Origin of the sequence: Bosea beijingensis (genome assembly GCF_030758975.1) — a bacterium.
In the GTDB taxonomy this organism is placed as follows: domain Bacteria; phylum Pseudomonadota; class Alphaproteobacteria; order Rhizobiales; family Beijerinckiaceae; genus Allobosea; species Allobosea beijingensis.
In genome coordinates, this window is record NZ_CP132359.1 from 2,167,259 (window position 1) to 2,191,472 (window position 24,214).

A 24,214-nucleotide genomic window follows, 5' to 3' on the forward strand; every position below is an offset into this window, starting at 1 on the left:
GGAATCGTCCTTGGAATTCAGGCGGTCACGGTTGTCATTCCGGGGCTCCGCGTAGCGGAGAACCCGGAACCCACGACCGGGCGAGCCGGCCCGGTCACGGCGTCACACCCAGTCGTGGCTTCCGGGTTCACCCTTCGGGCGCCCCGGAATGACAATAGGTCAGCTCAGCCCAAAATCCCCGGCAGGTTGAGCTGCTTCTCGCGGGCGCAGTCCAGCGCGATCTCGTAGCCGGCATCGGCATGGCGCATCACGCCGGTCGCCGGGTCGTTCCAGAGCACGCGCGAGAGGCGGGCGGCCGCGTCATCCGTGCCGTCGGCGCAGATCACGACGCCCGAATGCTGCGAGAAGCCCATGCCGACGCCGCCGCCATGGTGCAGCGAGACCCAGGTCGCGCCGGACGCCGTGTTGAGCAGGGCGTTGAGCAGCGGCCAGTCGGAGACCGCGTCCGAGCCGTCCTTCATCGCTTCGGTTTCGCGATTCGGTGAGGCGACCGAGCCGGAATCGAGATGGTCGCGGCCGATCACGACCGGCGCCTTGAGCTCGCCGTTCCTGACCATCTCGTTGAAGGCGAGGCCGAGGCGGTGACGGTCGCCGAGGCCGACCCAGCAGATGCGCGCCGGCACGCCCTGGAACGCGATGCGCTCGCGCGCCATGTCGAGCCAGTTATGCAGGTGCTTGTTGTCGGGCAGCAGCTCCTTCACCTTGGCGTCGGTCTTGTAGATGTCCTCCGGATCGCCCGAGAGCGCGGCCCAGCGGAACGGGCCGATGCCACGGCAGAACAGCGGGCGGATATAGGCCGGCACGAAGCCCGGGAAGGCGAAGGCGTTCTCGAGGCCCTCTTCCTTGGCGACCTGGCGGATGTTGTTGCCGTAATCGAAGGTCGGGATGCCCATGTCCTGGAAGGCGATCATCGCCTCGACATGCTCACGCATCGAGGCGCGGGCCGCTTTCTCCACGGATTTCGGATTGGCCTCGCGCGCCTGCTTCCACTGGCCCATGGTCCAGCCCTTCGGCAGGTAGCCGTTGATCGGGTCATGCGCCGAGGTCTGGTCGGTGACCATGTCCGGGCGGATGCCGCGGTGGACCATCTCGGGCAGGACCTCGGCGCAGTTGCCGAGCAGGCCGACCGACTTCGCCTCGCCGTTCTTGGTCCAGCGGGCGATCATCTCCAGCGCCTCGTCGAGGCTCGATGCCTTCTCGTCGAGATAGCGGGTGCGCAGGCGGAAATCGATCGAGTCCGGATTGCACTCGACGGCGAGGCAAGAGGCGCCGGCCATCACGGCCGCCAGAGGCTGCGCGCCGCCCATGCCGCCGAGGCCGCCGGTCAGCACCCAGCGTCCCTTGAGATTGCCGCCATAGTGCTGGCGGCCGGCCTCGACGAAGGTCTCGTAGGTGCCCTGAACGATGCCCTGGGTGCCGATATAGATCCAGGAGCCGGCCGTCATCTGGCCGTACATCGCGAGCCCCTTCTTATCGAGCTCGTTGAAATGATCCCAGTTGGCCCAATGCGGGACGAGGTTCGAGTTGGCGATCAGGACGCGCGGCGCATCCTTATGGGTGCGGAACACGCCGACCGGCTTGCCGGACTGGACGAGCAGGGTCTCGTCGGCCTCGAGCTGCCGCAGCGTCGCGACGATGCGGTCGAAATCCTCCCAGGAGCGGGCGGCGCGGCCGATGCCGCCATAGACCACGAGCTCCTGCGGGTTCTCGGCGACGTCCGGATGCAGGTTGTTCATCAGCATGCGCAGCGGCGCTTCGGTCAGCCAGCTCTTGGCGCTGAGTTCGGTGCCGGTGGCGGGTCGGATGACGCGGGTATTGTCCAGGCGGGTCATGAACGGCTCCGTTCGAGGGTCTTGGCCGCGTCGAGGGCGGCGGCGATGATGGCGGACAAGGCGGTTTGCAAGACGGCGGCCTTCGGCGCGTCGAAGGTCCAGGGCGCGGTCTCCTCGGAGAGATAGGCCGAGAGCGCGATTTCCATCTGGAGCGCGTGGACTTGGCTTGAGGGGCGCCCGTAATGGCGCGTGATCCAGCCGCCCTTGAAGCGACCATTGGCTATCTGGGTGAAGGGATGCCGGGCCATCGCGGTGACGGCGGCGGCCTCGATGCTTCCGGCGCAGCTTTCGCCGGAATTGGTGCCGAGGTTTAGCGTCGGCAGCGTGCCCGGAAACAGGCGCGGGATCACCGATTTGATCGAGTGGCAGTCCCAGAGCACGCAATAGCCGTGCTCGGCCTTCACCCGTTCGATCTCGGCGGCCAGCGCCGCATGATAGGGCTGGAAATAGGCCGCCTTGCGCCGCTCGATCTCGTTGGCGTCGGGCGCTGTCTGCCAGATTGGCGCGCCGTCGAAGGTCGTGCTTGGCACGAGCTCGGTCGTCGCCTGCCCCGGATAGAGCGAGACGCCGGACGGGTCGCGGTTGACGTCGATGACGAAGCGCGAAAGCTGCGCCTCGACGACGCTCGGCGCGAACGGCGCGGCGAAGCCGTAGAGCTGGCGCATGTGCCAGTCGGTATCCTCGACCAGCCGGCCGCGCTCGTTGAGCTGCGCCGCGACCTCCGGCGGGACGCCGGTGCCGGGATGCGGCATCGAGAGGATGAGCGGGGACGAGCCCCGCGTGACTGTGACGATCTCGGCGCTCATGCGCTGCACTCGGCAAAGCTGTCGAGACCGGCCGCCTTGCCGACGGCGCCGGAGAGCACGAACTCGGTCGCGGCCGCGAGGTCCGGGGCGAGATAGCGGTCCTCGGTCAGCGGCGCGATCTTGCTGCGCAGCAGGGCGAGCACCGGCTCCAGACGCGCACTGGTCTTGAGCGGGCGGTGATGCTCGATCGCTTCCGCCGCCGCCATCAGCTCGACGCCGATGACGCTGGCGGCATTCTTCGCCATGTCGATCAGGCGGAAGGCGCCATGCGTCGCCATCGAGACATGGTCTTCCTGGTTGGCCGAGGTCGGGATGGTGTCGACCGAAGCCGGATAGGCCTTCTGCTTGTTCTCGGAGGCGAGCGCGGCAGCGGTGACCTGCGCGATCATGAAGCCCGAATTCAGGCCGGCATCGCGGGCGAGGAAGGGCGGCAGGCCGCTCATCACGGGGTCGACCAGCAGCGCCATGCGGCGCTCGGAGAGATTGCCGATCTCGCAGACTGCCATCGCCAGGATATCGGCGGCGAAGGCGATCGGCTCGGCGTGGAAGTTGCCGCCCGAGACGATCTCGCCGGGGCCGAGCACCAGCGGATTGTCGGTGACGGCATTGGCCTCGATCGAAAGCGTCGCGGCGACATTCGACAGCAGCCCATGGACCGCGCCCATCACCTGCGGTTGGCAGCGCAGCGAGTAGGGGTCCTGCACCTTCGTATCGCCATGGCGATGGCTCTCGCGGATGGCGCTGCCGGCGATCAGGTCGAGCAGGATTTTTGCGACCTTGATCTGGCCGGGCTGGCCGCGCAGCGTCTGGATGCGCGGGTCGAACGGCGTATCGGAGCCCTTCAGCGCATCGACCGAGAGCGCGCCGGCGACGAGCGCGGCGTCGAAGACGCGGGCGATGGCGGCGAGGCCGGTCAGCGCCAGCGTGGTCGAGACCTGCGTGCCGTTGATTAGCGCGAGGCCTTCCTTGGCGCCGAGCGCCAGCGTGGTGAGGCCGGCGCGCTTCAGCGCGTCAGTCGCCGGCAGGGTCTCGCCCTTCAGGCGGATATCGCCGAACCCCATCAGGGCCGCGGTCATATGGGCGAGCGGCGCGAGGTCGCCGGAAGCGCCGACCGAGCCCTTGGCCGGGATGACGGGCAGGGCGTCGGCCTTGAGCGCATTGGTCAGGGCCTCGATCACGACGGGGCGCACGCCGGAGGCGCCGCGCGCCAGGCTCGCCGCCTTCATCGCCAGCAGCAGGCGGACGACGCCGTCGGGCAGGGCCGGGCCGGTGCCGACCGCATGCGAGACGATCAGGTTGCTCTGCAGCTTGGCGAGATCCGCATCGGCGATGCGAACGCTGGCGAGTTTGCCGAAGCCGGTATTGACGCCATAGGTCACGGTGCCGGCGGCGACGATCTCGTCGACGATCTTCTGGCCAGAGGCGATATTCCCCGCGCTCTCGCCGCCGAGCGAGGCGACGGCGCCGTCGAGGATCGCGCGCCAGTCGGTGAGATGGGCTGCGCCCGGGTTCAGCGAAACCGTGGTCATTGTCCGTTCCAGATGCGGGTGTGAAGGGGATTGAAGCCGATGCGGTAGGCGAGTTCGGCGGGGCGCCCGATCTCCCAGATGGCTAGATCGCAGCGCTTGCCGGCTTCCAGCGTGCCGACCTCGTTCTGGAGGCCGAGCGCGGTCGCGGCATGGCGGGTGAGGCCGGCGAGCGCCTCTTCCGGCGTCATCCGGAAGAGCGTGCAGGCCATGTTGAGCACGAGCAAAGGCGAGGTCAGCGGCGAGGAGCCGGGATTGGCGTCGGTCGCCAGCGCGATGGCCGCACCATGCTTGCGCATCAATTCGATCGGCGGCTTCTGCGTTTCGCGCAGGAAATAGAAGGCGCCCGGCAGCACGACCGCGACCGTGCCGGCCTTGGCCATGGCGATGACGCCGTCCTCGTCGAGATATTCGAGATGGTCGGCGGAGAGCGCGCCCATCTCGGCGGCGAGCTTGGCGCCATGCAGGTTGGAGAGCTGCTCGGCATGGACCTTGATCGCGAGGCCCTTGGCCTTGGCGGCCGTGAATACGGTCCTGGTCTCTTCCGGCGAGAAGGCGATGCCTTCGCAGAAGGCATCGACGGCGTCCGCCAGCCCCTCGGCGGCGACGGCATTGAGCAGCGGCCCGGCGACGAGCGCGGTGTAGTCGCCCGAGCGGCCCTTGTATTCCGGCGGCACGGCATGGGCGCCGAGGAAGGTGGTGCGGACGGTGACGGGGCGCTCCCGGCCGATCCGGCGCGCGACGCGCAGTTGCTTGAGCTCCGCCTGCTGCTCCAGCCCGTAGCCGGACTTGATCTCGACGGTGGTGACGCCCTCGGCGATCAGCGCAGCGAGGCGCCTATCGGCGGAGGCGAAGAGCGTATCCTCGCTCGCCTCGCGCGTCGCCTTGACGGTGGAGAGGATGCCGCCGCCGGCTCGTGCGATCTCCTCATAGGTCGCGCCCTGCAGGCGTAGCTCGAACTCATGCGCCCGGTCGCCGCCATAGACGAGATGGGTGTGGCAATCGATCAAGCCGGGCGTGATCCAGCGACCCGCGCAATCGACGGTCTCGGCGGCCTGGAAAGCGGGCGCCGCGCTGCGTGGGCCGGCATAGACGATGTGCCCGTCACGGGCTGCGATGACGCCATCCTCGATCGCGCCATAGGGCGCATCGACCGCGGCCGACATCGTCGCCAATCGCGCATTCGTCCAGAGCTTGTCACAAACAAGCGTCTCACCAGGCGCTTTCGCCACCGTGCGTCCTCCCGCTACTCTTTGATTTGAAGCCATGCTATCCAATTGCATATGCAATTTGCAAGTATTATTTGCATATGCAATTAAGCGCCAGCGAGCGACGGAGCGAAACGGTGACCGAGACCCTGCATCTGGCCGAGGCTCTTCTGCCCGAAGGTTTTGCCAGCGATGTGAAGCTGACCGTCGCCGACGGCACGATCACATCCGTCGAGGCGGGGGTGAAGCCGGCCGCGGATAACCGCAGCTTCTCAGGGATCGCTCTGCCCGGCATGCCGAACCTGCACAGCCACGCTTTCCAGCGCGGCATGGCGGGCTTGTCCGAGCGTCGCGGCGCGCCGGAGGATTCCTTCTGGACCTGGCGCGAGGTGATGTACCGCTTTCTCGACCGGCTCGATCCCGATGACGTGCAGGCCATCGCCGCGCAGGCCTTCGTCGAGATGCTGGAAGGCGGCTTCACCGCGCTCGCCGAGTTCCACTATCTCCATCACGACAAGGACGGGCGCGCCTACGCGAATATCGCGACGATGGGGCAGGCGATCGCGTCGGCCGCGCAGGAAACCGGCCTCGGCCTTACGCTGCTGCCGGTGCTCTACCGCTTCGGCAATTTCGGCCAGGCGCCCTCGGTCCATGGCCAGCGCCGTTTCGTCAACGAGCGCGATGCCTATCAGCGCCTGCTGGAGGGCAGCCTCGCCGCGATCCGCGACCTGCCGGATGCACGGCTCGGCGTTGCCCCGCACTCGCTGCGCGCCGTCGCGCTCGACGATCTCGGCTGGGTCTCGTCGCTGCGCCCGAACGACCCCGTCCATATCCATGTCGCCGAGCAGGTGCCGGAGGTCGAGGCGAGCCTGAAGATCACCGGCAAGCGCCCGGTCGAACTGCTGATGGACACGATCCCGCTCGACAAGCGCTGGTGTCTGATCCATGCGACCCACTTGAGCGATGCCGAGCGCGACGGCATCGCCCGCAGCGGCGCGGTCGCAGGCCTCTGCCCGATCACCGAATCCAGCCTCGGCGACGGCATTTTCGACGGTATTCGCTACGCGCAGGCCGGTGGCGCCTATGGCGTCGGCAGCGATTCCAACATCCAGATCGATGCCGGCTCCGAACTGCGCCAGCTCGAATATTCGCAGCGCCTGCGCGATCGCCGTCGCGCGCTCTTCGCCGAGGAAAAGGCCTCGACCGGACTCGCGCTCTGGCAGGCGGCCTGCGCCGGCGGCGCCCGCGCCTGCGGCCGCGCCATCGGTGCCATCGCGCCGGGCCACCGCGCCGATTTCATCACGCTCGACACCGACCATCCGGCGCTTGTCGGCCGGTCCGGCCCCGAGGCTGTCGACAGCGCGATCTTCGCCGCCAACGCCATGCCTTTGCGCGATGTCGTCGTCGGTGGCAGGAGGGTGGTGGCCGAGGGGCGCCATGTCGCCCGCGATTCGGTGCGCTCGCGCTTCGCCAGCGTGATGCGGCGCCTCCTCGCAGCAGACTAACCAAGGACGACGATGACGGAAACCCGGCTCGACGCGGTGAAACTGGACGGTGCCGGGCCGGTCTATGACCAGATCCGGCGGGCGATCCGCGATCTCGTCGTCAGCGGGGAATGGCAGCCGGGCACCAGCGTGCCGCCCGAGCATGCGCTGATGGAGCAGCTCGGCGCGTCCCGCATGACCGTGCATCGCGCGCTGGTCCAGCTTGCACGCGAAGGTCTGATCATCCGCCGCCGCCGCTCGGGCACGGTGGTCGCGACGCCCCCCACGAGCCACGCGATGCTCGACATCCTCTCGATCCCGGAGGAGGTGCGCCAGCTCGGCCAAGCCTATGCCTATGACGTGCTGGCTCGCACCGATGGCCGGCCTTCGCCCGAAGTGGCCGAGCTCTTCAGTCTCAAGCGCTCCGACAAGGTCGCGCATCTCATCGTGCTGCACCGCGCCGACGGCAAGCCCCATGTCCTGGAAGAGCGCGTCATCCATGCCGACGGCGTGACCGGGCTGGCAGATGAGGATTTCGCGGCGACCCCGCCCGGCGACTGGCTGCTGCAGCACAGCCTCTGGTCCCAGGCCGAGCATGCGATCAGCGCGATCGGCGCGGGCGAGGAGCAGGCTGCTTTGCTTGAGATCGCGGAGGGCGAGCCCTGCCTGCTGGTCGAGCGGCGGACCTGGAACCAGTCTCATCCGGTGACGGCCGTGCGCCTGCTCTATCCCGGTTTCCGCCACCGCTTCGTCGGCCGCTTCGGACCTTATGGCGCTGCCTAAAGGGCAGGCGCCTGTAGCTCCGCGCAAAAGATAAAGGCCCGCCGTTGGGGCGGGCCTTCATTGGGTTGCTCGTGCCTCAGCAGTCGTAGACCACGCGGCGGCCCCATTCGTCGCGTCCGTAGCAGCGCTGCGGTGTGGCCGCGCCGCCAATGATGGCGCCGCTCGCTCCGCCGATCGCGGCACCTGCCAATGCGCCGCCGGCGCGCCCCGTGGCTGCGCCGCCGATGATGGCACCGGCGCCCGCGCCGATCAGCGCACCCGTGCCGGCATTCTGTTCGCGGGCCGTACAGGCACCGAGTGCGGCGCCAAGCGCCGCGACGAGCAGCAGCTTCTTGATGATCATGATCTCTCTCCTCCGTGAGATGACGGGTCGCTCGAAGCACCAAACCGTGTCGGGCGACGAAGGTTCCGCCGGGCAGCAAGCCGCTATCGGCTTCGCCCATCGGTCTCCCGTTTTGGAGACGCGTTTTGTGTCTTCAGAAAGGCCGCGAAATTTCCCGGCCGTGCCGGAACCTATCGCCGCAGCGCCGGTTGGTGAGGCAAGTCCCGCCGGAGGACGCTTTCTCCGGCTTCCCATCGCGAGACAAAGGGGGAAAAGATGACCGATGTTCCCATGACCTCCGCCGCCACGGCCAACCCGTTGATTGCGGGCGCCCGTGTTGCAGGTACCGATATCTACAATACAGCTGGCGATCATCTCGGCGAGATCTACGACGTGATGCTCGACAAGCTTACGGGGAAGGTCGCCTACGCGATCATGTCCTTCGGCGGCTTCCTCGGACTGGGCGAGAAGTATCACCCGATCCCGTGGAGCGTTCTCGATTACGACACGCAGCGCGGCGGCTATGTCGTACCGCTGACCAAGGAGCAACTCGAGGCCGCGCCGATGTATGACAGCGAAGGCGAGCCCGACTGGGACGACAAGGCTTACGGCAAGCGTGTCCACGACTACTACGGTACGATGCCCTACTGGATGATGTAGCGGCCCGGCGTCTTCATTCGGGTCTCACACCGGTCAGAATGAAGAAATAGCGACAAATCGAAGGTTTGAATCGTGTCCGCACTTCGGGGAAGTGCGGACACGATCAGGGCGCAGGTCGCGGCGGTTGCTATCCCCCCAGCCGAACCGTCGTGGCGGCGGGATGCGGGCCGAAAGGCCCGCATCTTCTTTTTGGGCTCCGCAGAATATCGGGATTTCGCGGTTTCCGGGGGATTTTTGTCGATCAGCGGGAACAGCGACGCTCTTCGCGCGTCTAGTCGCCGGGGGATTACGATACCCGATGATCCGCAGCAGCGAGTTCGCGCGGCGGTCCCGGCCCTCACATCAGGAGAAGGCGAGATGCGCATCCGCTACGGCTATCGGATCGAGTTGGTCTGTGCCCACGACATGCCCCTGATCACGCTGCTCGACGTGCATCCGTCGCGTCGGCACGACCTGACGATGCCGGACGAGATGAAGCTGACCGCTTTGGCCGATCCCTCACGGCCGATCACGATGACGCAGGATCTCGACGCCTTCGGCAATATCCGCCGGCGCATGATCGCGCCGCCGGGTGGCATTCGCCTGGAATCGGAGGGGATCGTCCATGATTCCGGCGAGCTCGACATAGTCCACCCGACCGCCCGCGAGGTCTCGCCCGCGCGCCTTCCGGATTCGGCTCTCGTCTACCTCCTGGGCAGCCGCTATTGCGAGACCGACAAGCTCTACGATCAGGCCTGGAGCCTGTTCGGGCAGATCCAGCCGGGCTGGTCGCGCGTCCAGGCGATCGTCGACTTCGTCCATAATCACCTGAGCTTCGGCTATCATTTCGCCCGCAATACCCGCACCGCCGCCGAGGCTTTCGAGGAGCGGATCGGCGTCTGCCGCGACTTCGCGCATCTCGCCGTCGCGCTCTGCCGCTGCATGAACATCCCGGCGCGCTACTGCAACGGCTATCTCGGCGATATCGGCGTGCCTCTCAATCCGGCGCCGATGGATTTCAATGCCTGGTTCGAGGTCTTCCTCGGCGGGCGCTGGTACACCTTCGATGCCCGCCACAACGAGCCGCGCATCGGCCGGGTCGTCATCGCGCGTGGCCGCGACGCGACCGATGTCGCGATGATCAGCTCCTTCGGGACGCATACGCTGCAGCATTTCGAGGTCGTCACCGAGGAGATCGAGGACGTACCGATGCCTCTGATGCCGCCGATGCCGGAACAGTTCGACGCCCGCCCGGCCGCTGCCTGAACGCCCTTGCGCGTGGTCGAACGCCCCCCATTTAGACCAGCACCATGCGCTACACGATCGTCGTCAATGCCCGTGCCGGAACCGTTCTCGAAGCCGGTGCCGATGCTTTCGCGGCCCGACTGGAGGCGGCCTTCGCCGCCCAGGGCTGCGGTGCGGACGTGCATCTCGTGCCACCGCGCGAGATCGATGACGCGCTCTCGCTCGCGATCGAGGACAAGCATGCGTTGCCCGTCCTGGCCGGCGGCGACGGCACCATCAACGGCGCGCTGCCGGTCCTGATCCAGGCCGCCCGCCCGATCGGCATCCTGCCGATGGGCACGGTCAACGTGCTCGGCCGCGATCTTGGGCTGCTCGGCACGCTGGAGCAGCAGGTCGCCGCGCTCTGCGGGGGCGAGCCGGTCGAGATGGATGTCGGCCGGGTCAACGACCGGCTGTTCCATTCGCTGTCCGGCATGGGCTTCTTCAGCCTGATGGCGCGCGAGCGCGAATATGCGCGCCGCCGATTCCCCTTCAGCCGCGCCGCCGCCTTCGGCATCGCCGCGACGCGCTCGATCCTGTTCACCCGGCCGGTGACGCTGGACATCACCGTCGGCGGCGAGCACCGCATCGTCGAGGCCGATGCCGTGCTCGTCACGGTGAACTGCTTCGAAGGAGCGGACTGGCGCCGTCCCCGGCTCGACGAGGGCGTCTTCGAGGTTCACGTCCTCAATGCCGGCGGGCTCTATTCACGCAGCAAGGCGGCGCTCTCGGTGGTCTCGGGCCATTGGCGCAACTCGCACAACCTGACCTCCTTCACCGGCGACGCGGTGACGCTGATCCGGCGTGACAAGCGCCGTGGGCACATCACTTTCGATGGCGAGGTCGAGCGCAAGGCCGGACCGCTGAGCTACGGCCTGCTGCCCAAGGCGCTGCGGGTGATCGCGGCGCGACCCGCCAGTGATTGAACGGGGGGATCATAGCGGCAGAACGCCGCCTGTTCGATATCGGCCAGCGCGGGTAGTCTTCCGCCCGATCCCTCCCGGAGACCGCCTTTCTTGCCCCAGCCTCGCATCATGGTTCCTGCAGCCGCCGCCGTGGTCTTTCTCGGGCTGGCGCTACTGATCGTCTCCGGGGGCAGCTTCTCCCTCGATACGACGCTGATCATGCTGTTCCGCGACGCGGCCAATCCGGCGGTTCCGCTCGGGCCGGCCTGGTTCCAGGAGGCCGTGCGCGACATGACGGCGCTCGGCAGCTTCATCGTCCTGTTCTTCATGGCGCTGACGGCGACGCTGGCGCTCTGGCTCTGCGGCTATCGCCATCTCGCCATCGGGCTCGTCGTCAGCCTCGCGGCGGCTTTCCTGGTGAGCACCGGCCTGAAGATCGTGATCGCCCGCGAGCGGCCGGATATCGTCGAGCCTGCGGCCCTGACCTTCACCGCGAGCTTCCCCAGCGGCCATGCCTTCCTCTCGGCCGTGACGCTGTTGACGATCGCAGGTTTCGTCGGTCTCGCTTCGCGGCGGGCGGATATCGCCCGCTTCTGCATGATCATGGCCGTGACCATGGTCGGCCTGATCGGGCTGAGCCGGATCTATCTCGGTGTACACTGGCCGTCCGATGTCCTCGGCGGCTGGGCGCTCGGGATCGTCTGGTCGAGCGCCGCGACGGCCTGGCTCGGCCGCAGGATGGCGGATTCCGATCCGGCCTGAACGGGCTCAGCGCATGTCGATGGTGGCGTTGACGCCGAGATCAGGCGTGCGGCCGAGGATCTTGGCGGTCGCCAGCTTGAAGGCGACGAGCACGCTGCTCGAAGGTCCGTCCCAGATCTCGGCCGAGGTCGGTGTCAGCGCCAGCAGGGTCGCGTCGGGATCGTCCGGGCCGTTCGGGAACCAGGCGCTCGCGATCGGTGTCCAGACGCTGCGCAGCGTCTCACGGCCCGGCACTTCCGAGGCCGAGCAGGAGATCGCCGCGTAGAAATTGCGGTCCTCATGGCTGATCGCCACGCTGACGGAGGGCGAGCGCAGGGCTGCCCCGATGATACCGGTATGCCGGTGCGTGATGAAGAGCAGGCGGTGATGGTCGCGGTCGAGATGGCCGGACATCGGCCTGGTCCTGATGTCGCCCTCGCCGACGAGCGAAACCATGTAGACCGGGTGCGCGGCCAGCGCGGCCCAGATGCGTTCCTGCAGTTCGGTGTCGGCCATGGCAACCTCCTGCCGGTGCGATCCTGTCATGGTCGGCCCCCTGTGGAAACCGGCCTGTGCGTCATGCCAACGCCGCGTCGCAGGCATCGTTCCCGACACATTCGGGAACATCGCGACCCGTTCCGCGTTTTGGATGGGCTCGCGGCCTGGCCGCCATTATCGGGAATATCCATGGCTCTCTCGCGCAACCTCCTGGCCGTTCTGGTCCTCGTGCTCGTCGCAGCGCTCGTCGTGACCGGCTATTCGCTCTACCAGGAGAAGAAGCAGCCGGACGGGATCGAGATCTCGGTCGGCAAGAACGGGTTGTCCATCAAGGAAAAGTAGTGGCATCGCAACCGTTGCGTGTAAAATCACTCAAAGGGGTCGCCACTTGACGAAGAGGGATTGGCCTTGACGGTTCAAAGGCGCTAACACCCGAACCACGAACCAGTGTCGTGGGAGAACGAGATGAACGCGCCCTTCAAGAACCTCATCGCCGGCGAATGGGCCGGCGGCGCCAACGCTTCGCGCAACATCAATCCCTCGAACACCAACGATGTCGTCGGCGAGTACACGCAAGGCTCGGTCGAGGATCTGAACAATGCGGTCGCCGCCGCCAAGGCTGCCTTCCCGGCCTGGAGCCGCTCCACCCCGCAAGAGCGTTATGACATCCTGAAGAAGGCCTCCGACGAGATCCTCGCCCGCAAGGACGAGCTCGGCCGTCTGCTGTCGCGCGAGGAGGGCAAGACGCTGGCCGAGGGCATTGGCGAGGCGACCCGCGCCGGCCAGGTCTTCGCCTTCTTCGCCGGTGAGTGCCTCCGCCTCGGTGGCGAGATGGTTCCGTCGGTGCGTCCGGGCGTCGGCGTCGAGATCACCCGCGAGGCGGTCGGCATCGTCGGCATGATCACGCCCTGGAACTTCCCGATCGCGATACCGGCCTGGAAGATCGCCCCGGCGCTGGCCTGGGGCAATTGCGTCGTCCTGAAGCCCGCCGATCTCGTGCCGGGCTCGGCCTGGGCGCTGGTCGATATCCTGCAGCGGGCCGGCCTGCCAAAGGGCGTGCTCAACCTCGTCATGGGCCGCGGCTCGGTCGTCGGCCAGGCGCTGCTGGAGCATAAGGACGTCGCCGCCATCTCCTTCACCGGCTCGGTCAGCACGGGCCGGAAGGTCGCGGCCGCCTGCATCGCCGGCAATCCGATGAAGAAGGTCCAGCTCGAGATGGGCGGCAAGAACCCGCTCGTCGTGCTCGACGATGCCGACCTGAAGGTCGCCGTCGAAGTCGCCGTCAACGGCGCCTTCTTCTCGACCGGCCAGCGCTGCACCGCCTCCTCGCGCCTGATCGTCCAGGCCGGCATCCACGACAAGTTCGTCGAGGCCTGCATCGAGCGCCTCAAGACCGTCGTCGTCGACGATGCGCTCAAAGCCGGCACCCATATCGGCCCGGTCGTCGACCAGAGCCAGCTCGACCAGGATCTGAAATACATCCAGATCGCCAAGGACGAGGGCGGCAAGCTGGTCTTCGGCGGCGAGCTTTTGAAGCGCGATACCCCCGGCTTCTATCTCGCCCCGGCGCTCTTCACCGAGACGACCAATTCGATGCGCATCTCGCGCGAGGAGGTCTTCGGCCCGGTCGCCAACATCGTCCGCGTCAAGGACTATGACGAGGCGCTGGCCGTCGCCAACGACACCGAGTTCGGCCTCTCCTCCGGCATCTGCACGACCTCGCTGAAGCATGCGACGCATTTCAAGCGCAACAGCGAGGCCGGCATGGTGATGGTCAATCTGCCGACGGCGGGTGTCGACTACCACGTGCCGTTCGGCGGCCGGAAAGGCTCCAGCTACGGCCCGCGCGAGCAGGGCGCCTACGCCAAGGAGTTCTACACCACGGTCAAGACGGCCTACACGCTGGCCTGATTGTCGGAACAGGTCGCATGTCGCGGCGGTTGATCGGGATACCCCTCCCGAACGGAATCGCGACATGCACCATCTCGACCCTAAGACGCGCAACGCAGCCGACCTCGCGCTCGACTGCTACAAGCACTGTCACGGCATGGCGATGACGCATTGCCTGAAGGTGGGCGGTGCTCATGCCGAGCCCGACCATCTTCGACTGATGGCGGCCTGTGCCGAAATCTGCCGGACGACCGCGCATCTGCTGCTGATGGATTCGGTCCATGGCCGTCACATGGCCAGGGAATGCGCCGAGGTCTGCGAGGCTTGCGCGGCCGACTGTGCCCGGGTCGGCGACATGGAATCCTGCGTTGCCGCTTGCCGGGCCTGTGCCAAGGCCTGCGCCGCGCTCGCCGCCTGAGGGCTCAGCCGACCGGAACCACGTCCACGGCTACGCCGACCTTCTGCGTGCCCGGCCCGATCACCACGCCGTCGAGTGGGGCGACATCGGCATAGTCGCGGCCGAAGGCGGTAACGATATGGTCGTCGGCGACGATCAGGTCGTTGGTCGGGTCGAGCCCGACCCAGCCGATCTCCGGCCCGCACCACAGCATCGCCCAGGCATGGCTGGCATCGGCGCCTTCGAGCCGCTTCTGGCCCGGCGGCGGGATGGTGCGGATATAGCCGGAGACATAGGCCGCCGGCAGGCCGAGCCCCCTGAGCCCGGCGATCATGATATGCGCGAAATCCTGGCAGACGCCGTGACGCTGGGCGAAAGCCTCCGCCAGCGGCGTCGTCACCTCCGTCGCTTCGGGATCGTAGACGAAGTCGCGCCTGATCCGGGCCATCAGGTCGCAGGCCGCTTCCAGCACGGGCCGGCCTGTCGCGAAGCTCGACCGTGCATAATCGACCACGGCTGGAACCTGCGGCACAAGCCGGCTCGGATAGAGATGATGCGCCGGCGAATCCGGCGCCAGACTCCGGGAATCGAGCGCGAGCGCCGCGACATCCTCCCAGTTCCGCGTCAGTCCGGCATGGGGCGGCGGCGGCCGATCGACCTCGATCCGCGCCCGCATCTCGAGCTTCAGCTCGCGATGCGGCCTGGTGATGGTGATCGTGGTCATGTGGTTGCCGAAGAAGCAGATCCCGTCACTGCGTTCGGCCGGGCGGGGCGTGATCAGCAACTCGCTTTTCAGCACGCGCTGGCCGCCGCCGTCACGCGGCAGCAGGCGCAGGATGCAGCGGGAAAAGGGCACCGACCGGCTATAGCCGTAGGTCGTGACGTGGCGCAGCTCGTAGATCACGCGATGCTCGTCATCCGCGAGCCTTCGGGGCCGCTGTTCTGCAGGAAATAGCGATCGGCGATCGCGCCCGAGAGCCCCATCAGCAACTGCTCGAACAGGAGGATGCTGGTCCGGTCGAGCCGGCTCGCCTCCATCGTCCGGCAATCGGCGGCGAGCCGCAGCACCAGCCGGCGCGGCGCCTCCAGCATGCCGTCATCGGCGAGCGTCGGCAGGTTGGCGATCTCGGTGTCCAACCGCTCGACCTGGAAGGCGACGGAGCGCGGGTTGTAGGGGTCGAGCATGACGAGATCGAGCACCGGCTGCAGGCTCGCGCCGAGCAGGTAGCGCGAGCGGTAGGTGATCTGCGAATCCGTCAGGTCGAGCAGGGCGTCGAGATTGTCGCCGGAGGCGTTGCTGTCGGCGAGCTGCCGGGCGAAGCGGCAGGTCGCGATGCCGCGCTCCAGGCGCCTGCCGATATCGAGGAAGCGCCAGCCATTGCCGCGCACCATGTTCTCCTGACCGAGGCCGGAGAAGGCGGCGAGCGATTTCAGCGCCCGGTCGGCGATCTCATAGGCCTCGCCCTCGCTCGGCTTGCGTGCGTCCTCGGGGGCGAGCTGGTGCTGGAGGTCGCCGAACAACCGCCAGGCATCGACGGAGAGGCGCTCGCGGATCACCGAGGCGGTGCGGCGGGCTTCGCGGAGCGAAGCGGCGGCAGAGCCGTAATCATCGAGGCTGTAGATCGCGGCATAGGCCTGCGCTGCCGGCGTCCGCTTCTCTTGCCCGCCTGGTGCGGCGCCCGAGGCGACGAGCATGCCGGCGAGCTGACGCACCGTGTCGTTGCGCCCCGGCGCCGGGTCCGGATCGATCAGGCGGCCGAGCAGGGCGCGCACGAGCCGCAACGTCGCCTCGCCGCGCTCCAGATAGCGCCCGAGCCAGAACAGGTTGTCGGCGGCCCGGCTCGGCAAGGTGCCGGTGACGCGGCGAATGCTGACCCGGTCCGGCGTCGGCAGCAGGCTGACCTGTGCGACGGGCTCTTCCGAGGTGACCCAGACGTCGCTGGAACGCACGCCGTTGCGCATGCTGACCGCGCGTGCATCGGGCTCGTCGGAGATGCGGCAGAAGCCGCCCGGCATCACCTTCCAGCCGTCGGGCGTCGCCGCGGCGAAGACGCGCAGCGTCATTGGATGCGGTTCGAGCCGGCCGTTCTGGAAGACCGGCATGGTCGAGAGCCGGACGACCTCCTGCCCGACATAATCCATGCCGCGCGCTTCGATGCGCTCGCGCAGGGCAGCGCGCTCCGCTTCCGGTAGTTCGCCGACCACGACCTGCGTCGTGTCGAACCCGTTGCCGGCGCTGCGGAAGGCCGGCGCGACACTCATCTCGTCGAGCCCGTCGAGCACGGTCTGGCGCTCCTGCGGCTGGCCGCACCACCAGGTCGCGATATTCGGCAGGATCAGATCCTGGCCGAGTACTTGTTGCGCGAGCGCCGGCAGGAAACCCATCAGGGCGCGCGCCTCGACCACGCCGGAGCCGAGCCCGTTGGCGATATGGACCTGGCCTTGCCGGGCGGCCTCGACCAGCCCGGCGACGCCGAGCGCCGAGCCGGAATTGAGCTCCAGCGGATCGGCGAAATCGCCGTCGATCCGTCGCCAGATCACGTCGGCGCGCTTCAGGCCGGCAATGGTGCGCACATGCACCCGGCCTTCGCGCATCAAGAGGTCGCCGCCCTCGACCAGAAGGAAGCCGAGATAGCGCGCGAGATAGGCCTGCTCGAAATAGCTCTCGTTGAGCGAGCCGGGCGTCAGCAGGGCGATGCGTGGCTCGACGCGCTTGGAGCGCGCGACGAGCCCGGCGCGGAAGCTCTGGAAGAAGGCGGCCAGCCGCTCGATGTTCATATTGCGGAACATGTCGGGGAAGGCGCGCGCCAGCGCCAGCCGGTTCTCCAGCGCATAGCCGGTGCCGGACGGGGCCTGAGTGCGATCCTGCAGCACCCACCAGCGCCCGTCGGGCCCACGCCCAAGATCGGCGGCATAGAGCTGCAGCGTGCCACCGCCGGCGATGCCGTGCAGCGGGCGCAGATAATCGGGGCTGCCGGTGACGACGGCGGCTGGCAGGTGGCCGTCAGCGATCAATTCGCCCGGCCCGTAGATGTCGTCGAGTACGGTCGAGAGCAATTCGGCGCGCTGCGTCACGCCGGCCGCGATCACCTGCCATTCCGCCTCGGGGATGACCAGCGGCACATGCGACAGCGGCCAGGCGCGTTCGCCGACGCCGGGATCGCGCTCGTCGATATCGCCATGGACGCGGTAGGACACGCCGGTATCGCGGACATGCCGGTCGGCGAGGCCGAAGCGCTGGGTCAATTCTGAGGGCGAGAGCGCGCACCAGGCGGAGAGGAACGGCTCCCAATGCGGGCGCACGTCGCCGTTCTCGTCGATGAACTCGTCGAAGACGCCCGGCAGCGGGCGATAGCCGGCGAGCAGCGCGGCGCGCCGCTCGGCCCTGCTGCGTCCCGATCGGATGCGGCCTTGCACCGGCATTCTTCGCGTCAGATCCCTGTCGGGCGCCTCAGATCCAGCGTGAGCGGAAATTCGGCGCTGCGTTCCTCCGGCGGAATCGCCAGAGGGCCGGGACTATGACCGATCGCCTCGAAACGCGCGAGCCGTCTTGCCTCCGCCTCGTAGGAATTGACCGGAGGTGTCTCGTAATTGCGACCCCCGGGATGGGCGACATGATAGACGCAACCACCGAGCGAGCGGCCGGACCAGAGATCGACGATGTCGAAGGTCAGGGGCGCATGCACGGGGATCGTCGGATGCAGGCCTGACGCTGGCTGCCAGGCCTTGAAGCGCACTGCCGCGACCGCCTCGCCGGATATGCCGGTCGCCGTCATCGGCAGGCGCCTTCCGTTGCAGGTGATCAGGTGGCGGCCCGGCACCAGCCCGGTCGCCTTGACCTGCAGACGCTCGATCGAGCTATCGACATAGCGCACCGTGCCGCCGATTGCGCCTTCTTCGCCCATGACATGCCAGGGCTCGAGCGCCTGCCGGATCTCGATCTCGACGCCGCCATGCGCGACCTTGCCGAAGAAGGGGAAGCGGAACTCGGCCTGCGCCTCGAACCAGACGGGATCGAAAGCATAGCCGGCGCGCTGGAGGTCGCCGAGGACATCCTTGAAATCCTGCCAGACCATCTCCGGCAGCATGAAACGGTCATGCAGGGCGGTGCCCCACCGGGTGAGTTTGCCCTCCAGCGGCTCGCGCCAGAACCAGGCGATCAGCGCCCTCAGCAGCAACTGCTGGGCGAGCGACATCCGCGCATCCGGCGGCATCTCGAAGCCGCGGAACTCGACGAGCCCGAGTCGCCCGGTCGGTCCGTCCGGGGAATAGAGCTTGTCGATGCAGATCTCGGTGCGGTGCGTATTGCCGGAGACGTCAACCAGCAGGTTGCGGAACAGGCGGTCGACCAGCCAGAGCGGGATCGGCTTCCCATCCGGCCCCGGCACCTGCGCCAGAGCAATCTCCAGCTCGTAGAGCTGATCCTGCCGGGCCTCGTCGATGCGTGGTGCCTGGCTGGTCGGGCCGATGAACAGGCCGGAGAACAGGTAGGAGAGCGACGGGTGCCGGTTCCAGTAGAGGATGATGCTCTTGAGCAGGTCCGGCCGGCGCAGGAATGGCGAGTCGGCCGGCGTCACGCCGCCGAGCACGACATGGTTGCCGCCGCCCGTGCCGGTATGGCGGCCGTCGACCATGAATTTCTCGGCGCAGAGCCGCGCCAGCCGCGCCTCCTCGTAGACGCCCTGGGTGATCGCCGCCGCCTCGCGCCAATTCGTGGCCGGATGAATATTGACCTCGATCACGCCGGGATCGGGCGTGACCTTGATGACGTCGAGCCGCGGGTCGAAGGGCGGCGCGTAACCCTCGATATGCACGGGTTGGCCGAGCTGCTCCGCCACCGCTTCGACCGAGGCGACGAGGTCGAGATAATCCTCCAGCCGCTCGACCGGGGGCAGGAAGACGCAGAGCACGTTGTCGCGGATTTCGAGGCTGAGCGCGGTGCGGACGTGATCGCCGCCGATCTCCTGCTCGCGCCGGTCTTGGACGGGCCCTGATGCGGCAGACGTCCCGATGCTCATCTGCGCTGGGCCGGGCCGCTCCTCCGTGGTCGTCGGCTCTGCCGGGCGGGCTTCGGGATGATCGGTCCAACTTGCTCCGGCCGGTCCGGCGGCCGCCAAGGGCGGGCGCGGCTCCAGCGGGTCCTGCGGGTGGATATGCGGGTATTCGGCCTTGGGTACGACCGGCAGCGAGCCCAGGGGCAGGCGGTAGCCGACCGGCGAGTCGCCAGGCACCAGAAAGAGCTGGCCCCGCCGCAGCTTCCATTTCTCCGAGCGCCAGCGCCGGTCGTTCGCGCCGGCCTGCCAGCGCTGCACGGGGATGACATAGCCGCGCGGATTGCCGAGACCGAGCTCGAAGACCCGCGCCATCCGCGACCGCTCCTCCGGATCGGACAAGCGCGAGTCGAGCGGGTCGACATTGTCAGGGAGTTGCGCCTCCTTGAGCAGCCAGACGCCGGTATCCTCATAAGCCGGCACCACGAAATCGGCGCCGAGCCCGAGCTTTTCGGAGAGCCCCTGCGCCAGCGCCTCGGCATCGCGAATGGTGGCGGCGATCTCCAGCTCGCGGTCGCCGCCGGTCTGCGCCTCCGGTTCGCGGGCGATGAGATCGGCATTGCGCCAGATCGGCTGGCCGTCGCGGCGCCAGTACAAGGCAAAGGCCCAGCGCGGCAGGGTTTCGCCCGGATACCACTTGCCCTGGCCATAATGCAGCATTCCGCCCGGCGCGAAACGCTCACGCAGCCGCCGGATCAGCGTGTCGGCGCGCTGGCGCTTGGTCGGCCCGACGGCGGCGGTGTTCCATTCCGCGCCGGTCTGGTCGTCGATCGAGACGAAGGTCGGCTCGCCGCCCATGGTGAGGTGGACATCCTGCGCCTGGAGATCGGCCTCGACCTTGCCGCCGAGCGCATCGAGCTCGGCCCAGGACGCATCGGAGAAGGGCAGGGTGATGCGCGGCACCTCATGCACGCGCGTCACGCTCATCTGGAAGTCGAATGTCGTCTCGGCATAGCTCGCGACGCCCGAGACCGGCGCGGCCGCGCGATAATGCGCGGTCGCCGCCAGCGGCAGGTGGCCCTCTCCGGTGAGCAGGCCCGAGGTCGGATCGAGTCCGACCCAGCCGGCGCCGGGGATATAGACCTCGGCCCAGGCATGCAGGTCGGTGAAGTCCTTGTCCGTGCCGCGCGGGCCTTCGAGCGGATCGATATCCGCCTTCATCTGGATCAGGTAGCCGGAGACGAAGCGCGCCGCGAGGCCGAGATGCCGGAGCGCTTGGACCAGCAGCCAGCTCGTGTCGCGGCAGGAGCCGGACCCGATCGAGAGCGTATGCTCCGGGTCCTGCACGCCGGGCTCCATGCGGATGCCATAGGCGATGCGCCGCTGCAGGCGTGCGTTGAGGTCGACGATGAAATTGACCGTGTTGACGGGCTCGCGCGGCAGTTCGGCGAGGAAGGCCGAAAGCAGCGGTCCGGCCGGCTCCGTGACCAGATAGGGCGCGAGCTCCTCGGTCTGCTCAGGCGCATAGGCGAAGGGGAAGGTCTCGGCTTGTGTCTCGACGAAAAAGTCGAACGGGTTGATGATCGACAGTTCGGTGACGACATCGACCTCGATCCGGAACTCGGTCACCGGCTCCGGGAAGACATAGCGCGCCAGCCAGTTGCCGGCCGGGTCCTGCTGCCAGTTCACGAAATGCTGTGCCGGCGTCACCTTCAGCGAATAGCTCTCGATTCCGGCCCGGCAATGCGGCGCCGGCCGCAGGCGCACGATCTGCGGCCCGAGCGTGACCGGCCGGTCGTAGCGGTAATGCGTGACATGGTTCAGCGCGGCGATGATGGCCAAGTTTCGCCCCCTGGTCTGAGGCGATAGCCGCCTGCAACGTCAGGTTAGCGAGGCGGCTGGCATGCGCAAGGCGTAGCCGGCGCCCTGGTGGCGCCTCAGCCCCGGATGGCTGCTCAAGAGATGTGCAAAATGCTCCGTTCCGCCCTTTGCATGGCCGTTGGTCGACTGGACAGCCGCACCGGACTGGTTGCAGATAGCGCCCAACGGGCGGACAGCGCCCGCGCAACACGAACGATGGGGAATCCGATGCGTCACGTAGCCAAATTGATGGCGGTTTCGGCCTTTACGGCCCTGATGTCGACCACCGCCGCCTTCGCACAGACGCCGAAGGACACGATCGTGATGGCCAAGCAGATCGACGACATCATCACGCTCGACCCGGCCGAGGCCTTCGAGTTCTCGGGCGTCGAGGTCGGCGCGAATGTCTACGACAAGCTGATCAACATCGACATTTCCAAGAACAACGAGCTGATCCCGGACCTTGCCGAGAGCTGGACCGTCAGCCCCGACAACCTGACCTACACCTTCAAGTTGCGCAAAGGCGTCAAGTTCCACTCGGGCAATCCGATGACGGCCGCCGACGTGGTCTATTCCTTCCAGCGCGCCGTCACGCTCAACAAGTCGCCGGGCTTCATCCTGCGCCAGTTCGGCTTCGTCGCCGAGAACGTGCTCGACAAGGTCAAGGCCGTCGATGAGAACACCGTCCAGATCACGGTCTCCAAGCCCTTCGCTCCAACCTTCTTCTATAACTGCCTGACCTCTGGCGTCGCGGCGATCGTCGACTCCAAGCTGGTCAAGGCCAACGAGAAGGACGGCGACTGGGGCAATGGCTGGCTCAAGCTGAACTCGGCCGGCTCGGGTGCCTTCAAGGTCCGCAGCTATCGCCCGAACGAGCAGTACACGCTCGACGCCAACGAGAGCTGGTGGAAGGGTGCGCCGAAGAGCAAGCGCATCGTCGTGCGCCATGTCGCCGAGCCGGCCTCGCAGCGCCTCCTCGTCGAGAAGGGTGACGTCGACATCGCCCGCAACCTCTCGAAGGATCAGCTCGCGGCGGTCAAGAACAACAAGGACATCGAGATCGTCCAGGGCGACAAGGGCTATATCCTCTATCTTGGCCTGAACCAGAAGAACCCGAACCTCGCCAAGCCCGAGGTCCGCGAGGCGCTGAAGCTCCTGGTCGATTACGCCTCGATCGAGAAGAACATCCTCGAAGGCACCTACAAGGGCCACGAGTCATTCCTGCCGCAGGGCTTCCTCGGCGCGATCTCGGACAAGCCCTACCAGCTCAACGTCGCCAAGGCGAAGGAGCTGCTCGCCAAGGCCGGCCTCAGCAACGGCTTCACCGTGACCATGGACACCCGCTCGGTCTCCCCGATCACGGATATCGCGCAGGCGATCCAGGCGACGTGGGCCCAGGCCAACGTCAAGCTCGATATCGTCCCCGGCGACGGCAAGCAGACGCTGACCAAGTACCGCGCCCGGACCCACGACATCTATATCGGCCAGTGGGGCCCGGACTATCTCGACCCGCACACCAATGCCGAGACCTTCGCCATCAACGAGGACAACGGCGAAGAGGCGAAGTCGAAGACGCTGGCCTGGCGCAATGCCTGGGACATCCCGGACATGACCAAGGTCACGCAGGGCGCCGTGCTGGAATCGGACGCCGCCAAGCGCAAGGCGACCTATGAGACGCTGCAGCGCGACCACCAGAAGGTCTCGCCGTTCGTCATCATGTTCCAGCAGATCGAGGTCTCGGCCGAGCGCAAGAACGTGAACGGCTGGGTCATCGGACCGAGCTCCGACACCAACCGCTACGCCACCATCACCAAGAACTGAGCCTCCTGGCTCAGGAGCCCGCCGCGATCCCGAAAGGTCGCGGCGGGCTTCCTTTCATGCTCATCTCGGACATGACCTGGAATTCGGCGCGGCTTGAAACGCTTGCGGTCGCTTCCGGCACTCCGAAGAAAAACACTAGAAACGGAGGCGGGTCATGACAGCCGTGACGCAAGCTCCCACAGGCAAGGCCGCCGCGCCGGGCAGGCTGCGGCGCTGGGGCCGCGCGCTTTCGCGCGAGTTGACGACCGTGGTCATCACCATGTTCGGCCTGCTGCTGGTCACCTTCTTCATCGCCCGCGTCATCCCGATCGACCCGGTGCTCGCCGTCGTCGGCGACAATGCCCGGCCCGAGACCTATGAGGCGGCGCGCATCGAGCTCGGGCTCGACAAGCCGCTCTGGCAGCAATTCGCCATCTATATCGGCAAGGTCTTCACCGGGAATCTCGGCACCTCCGTGCTGACCTCGAACCCGGTCGTCGAGGACATCAAGCGCGTCTTCCCGGCGACTCTCGAACTCGCCACGCTCGGCACCCTGATCGGCGTCCTCATCGGCGTGCCGCTCGGCATCCTCGCGGCCGTCAACCAGGGCCGCTGGCAGGACCAGGTTGCGCGCGTGGTCGGCCTCGTCGGCTATTCCGTCCCGGTCTTCTGGATCGGCCTGATGGCGCTCCTGCTGTTCTACGCCAAGCTCGGCTGGGTCTCGGGACCGGGCCGCATCTCGGTCGTCTGGCAGGATATCGTCACCACCCGCACCGGTGTCATCATGATCGACGCCGCGCTGGAGGGCGAATGGGAGGCGTTCTGGGACGCCTTCTCGCATCTGATCCTGCCGGCGCTGGTGCTCGGCCTGCTCTCGGTCGCCTATATCAGCCGCATGACGCGCAGCTTCATGATCACCGAGCTGCAGCAGCAATACGTCATCGCCGCCCGCGTGAAGGGCGTCTCCGAGACCGCCGTGATCTGGCGCCACGCGCTGCGCAACGCCGCCGTGCCGCTCTTCACCGTGATCGCGCTCTCCTACATGCATCTGCTGGAGGGCTCGGTGCTGACCGAGACGATCTTCGCCTGGCCGGGCCTCGGCCGCTATCTCACCAATGCGCTGCTGAACGCCGACATGAACGCCGTGCTCGGCGGCACGCTGGTGGTCGGCGTCGTCTTCATCGCGGTCAATCTGCTGACCGACATCATCGGCCGCCTGGCCGATCCGCGCGTGCGCTGAGGAGGCGG

20 protein-coding genes are annotated in these 24,214 nt (G+C 67.3%); 11 read left to right on the forward strand and 9 right to left on the reverse strand.

What is annotated here, in order from left to right:
• Nucleotides 1-164: 164 nt before the first annotated feature.
• Genes hutU through hutI form a run of 4 tightly spaced genes read right to left on the reverse strand, consistent with a single transcriptional unit; the run spans nt 165 to nt 5,330 of the window.
• Nucleotides 165-1,832: a urocanate hydratase gene (gene hutU / locus Q9235_RS10460; protein ID WP_306226958.1), complete on the reverse strand. Its 1,668-nt coding sequence runs from the start codon at nt 1,830-1,832 to the stop codon at nt 165-167.
• Entirely contained in the window at nt 1,829-2,638 is an 810-nt protein-coding gene (gene hutG / locus Q9235_RS10465) for an N-formylglutamate deformylase (protein WP_306226960.1), read from the reverse strand. The genes hutU and hutG overlap by 4 nt, the downstream gene beginning before the upstream one ends.
• Nucleotides 2,635-4,167, reverse strand: a complete 1,533-nt coding sequence (hutH, locus tag Q9235_RS10470; protein WP_306226961.1) for a histidine ammonia-lyase — start codon at nt 4,165-4,167, stop codon at nt 2,635-2,637. Before hutH ends, hutG begins: the two co-directional genes overlap by 4 nt.
• A complete protein-coding gene (hutI, locus tag Q9235_RS10475) occupies nt 4,164-5,330 on the reverse strand; it encodes an imidazolonepropionase (RefSeq protein WP_306228200.1) in 1,167 nt (388 codons plus the stop codon). Before hutI ends, hutH begins: the two co-directional genes overlap by 4 nt.
• Nucleotides 5,331-5,473: 143 nt before the next feature.
• On the opposite strand from hutI, the gene Q9235_RS10480 reads away from it, so the two are divergent.
• Both Q9235_RS10480 and Q9235_RS10485 read left to right on the forward strand, forming a co-directional pair.
• Nucleotides 5,474-6,877, forward strand: coding sequence for a formimidoylglutamate deiminase (locus Q9235_RS10480; protein ID WP_422678364.1), 1,404 nt, complete (start codon nt 5,474-5,476; stop codon nt 6,875-6,877).
• A 12-nt stretch (nt 6,878-6,889) separates the two neighbouring features.
• Nucleotides 6,890-7,639 carry a UTRA domain-containing protein gene (locus Q9235_RS10485; protein WP_306226965.1) on the forward strand — a complete coding sequence of 250 codons (750 nt, stop codon included), beginning with the start codon at nt 6,890-6,892 and terminating at the stop codon, nt 7,637-7,639.
• Between the two features lie 76 nt (nt 7,640-7,715).
• Here Q9235_RS10485 and Q9235_RS10490 read toward each other — a convergent pair whose 3' ends face one another.
• Nucleotides 7,716-7,982 carry a glycine zipper domain-containing protein gene (locus tag Q9235_RS10490; RefSeq protein ID WP_422678308.1) on the reverse strand — a complete coding sequence of 89 codons (267 nt, stop codon included), beginning with the start codon at nt 7,980-7,982 and terminating at the stop codon, nt 7,716-7,718.
• Nucleotides 7,983-8,237: 255 nt separating this feature from the next.
• Here Q9235_RS10490 and Q9235_RS10495 point away from each other — a divergent pair, with 255 nt between their 5' ends.
• The 4 genes from Q9235_RS10495 to Q9235_RS10510 all read left to right on the forward strand — a co-directional run bounded on the left by Q9235_RS10495 (nt 8,238) and on the right by Q9235_RS10510 (nt 11,551).
• A complete protein-coding gene (locus Q9235_RS10495) occupies nt 8,238-8,621 on the forward strand; it encodes a PRC-barrel domain-containing protein (protein WP_306226967.1) in 384 nt (127 codons plus the stop codon).
• A 357-nt stretch (nt 8,622-8,978) separates the two neighbouring features.
• Nucleotides 8,979-9,866: a transglutaminase-like domain-containing protein gene (locus tag Q9235_RS10500; RefSeq protein ID WP_306226970.1), complete on the forward strand. Its 888-nt coding sequence runs from the start codon at nt 8,979-8,981 to the stop codon at nt 9,864-9,866.
• A 44-nt stretch (nt 9,867-9,910) separates the two neighbouring features.
• Nucleotides 9,911-10,810: a diacylglycerol/lipid kinase family protein gene (locus Q9235_RS10505; protein ID WP_306226973.1), complete on the forward strand. Its 900-nt coding sequence runs from the start codon at nt 9,911-9,913 to the stop codon at nt 10,808-10,810.
• Nucleotides 10,811-10,900: 90 nt separating this feature from the next.
• Nucleotides 10,901-11,551 (forward strand): phosphatase PAP2 family protein, encoded by a 651-nt coding sequence (locus Q9235_RS10510; protein ID WP_306226976.1) that lies wholly within the window; start codon nt 10,901-10,903, stop codon nt 11,549-11,551.
• A gap of 6 nt (nt 11,552-11,557) precedes the next feature.
• Here Q9235_RS10510 and Q9235_RS10515 read toward each other — a convergent pair whose 3' ends face one another.
• Nucleotides 11,558-12,046 (reverse strand): pyridoxamine 5'-phosphate oxidase family protein, encoded by a 489-nt coding sequence (locus Q9235_RS10515; protein WP_306226979.1) that lies wholly within the window; start codon nt 12,044-12,046, stop codon nt 11,558-11,560.
• A gap of 171 nt (nt 12,047-12,217) precedes the next feature.
• Here Q9235_RS10515 and Q9235_RS10520 point away from each other — a divergent pair, with 171 nt between their 5' ends.
• The 3 genes from Q9235_RS10520 (at nt 12,218) to Q9235_RS10530 (ending at nt 14,336) form a co-directional block, all read left to right on the forward strand.
• On the forward strand, nt 12,218-12,370 hold the full coding sequence (locus tag Q9235_RS10520; RefSeq protein WP_306226982.1) for a hypothetical protein: 153 nt from the start codon (nt 12,218-12,220) through the stop codon (nt 12,368-12,370).
• A 123-nt stretch (nt 12,371-12,493) separates the two neighbouring features.
• Nucleotides 12,494-13,939 (forward strand): aldehyde dehydrogenase family protein, encoded by a 1,446-nt coding sequence (locus Q9235_RS10525; protein ID WP_306226985.1) that lies wholly within the window; start codon nt 12,494-12,496, stop codon nt 13,937-13,939.
• Between the two features lie 64 nt (nt 13,940-14,003).
• Nucleotides 14,004-14,336, forward strand: a complete 333-nt coding sequence (locus Q9235_RS10530; RefSeq protein WP_306226986.1) for a four-helix bundle copper-binding protein — start codon at nt 14,004-14,006, stop codon at nt 14,334-14,336.
• A gap of 4 nt (nt 14,337-14,340) precedes the next feature.
• Here Q9235_RS10530 and Q9235_RS10535 read toward each other — a convergent pair whose 3' ends face one another.
• Genes Q9235_RS10535 through Q9235_RS10545 form a run of 3 tightly spaced genes read right to left on the reverse strand, consistent with a single transcriptional unit; the run spans nt 14,341 to nt 21,148 of the window.
• The gene (locus Q9235_RS10535; RefSeq protein ID WP_306226989.1) at nt 14,341-15,219 is read right to left on the reverse strand and encodes a transglutaminase family protein; all 879 of its coding nucleotides are present in this window, start codon (nt 15,217-15,219) and stop codon (nt 14,341-14,343) included.
• The gene (locus Q9235_RS10540; protein WP_306226991.1) at nt 15,216-17,738 is read right to left on the reverse strand and encodes a circularly permuted type 2 ATP-grasp protein; all 2,523 of its coding nucleotides are present in this window, start codon (nt 17,736-17,738) and stop codon (nt 15,216-15,218) included. The genes Q9235_RS10535 and Q9235_RS10540 overlap by 4 nt, the downstream gene beginning before the upstream one ends.
• Nucleotides 17,739-17,746: 8 nt before the next feature.
• Nucleotides 17,747-21,148 (reverse strand): transglutaminase family protein, encoded by a 3,402-nt coding sequence (locus tag Q9235_RS10545; protein ID WP_306226992.1) that lies wholly within the window; start codon nt 21,146-21,148, stop codon nt 17,747-17,749.
• 246 nt (nt 21,149-21,394) lie between these two features.
• On the opposite strand from Q9235_RS10545, the gene Q9235_RS10550 reads away from it, so the two are divergent.
• Together Q9235_RS10550 and Q9235_RS10555 are read left to right on the forward strand one after the other, a co-directional pair.
• Nucleotides 21,395-22,987 carry an ABC transporter substrate-binding protein gene (locus Q9235_RS10550; RefSeq protein ID WP_306226994.1) on the forward strand — a complete coding sequence of 531 codons (1,593 nt, stop codon included), beginning with the start codon at nt 21,395-21,397 and terminating at the stop codon, nt 22,985-22,987.
• A gap of 154 nt (nt 22,988-23,141) precedes the next feature.
• Nucleotides 23,142-24,206, forward strand: coding sequence for an ABC transporter permease (locus tag Q9235_RS10555; RefSeq protein ID WP_306226996.1), 1,065 nt, complete (start codon nt 23,142-23,144; stop codon nt 24,204-24,206).
• Nucleotides 24,207-24,214: the final 8 nt, after the last annotated feature.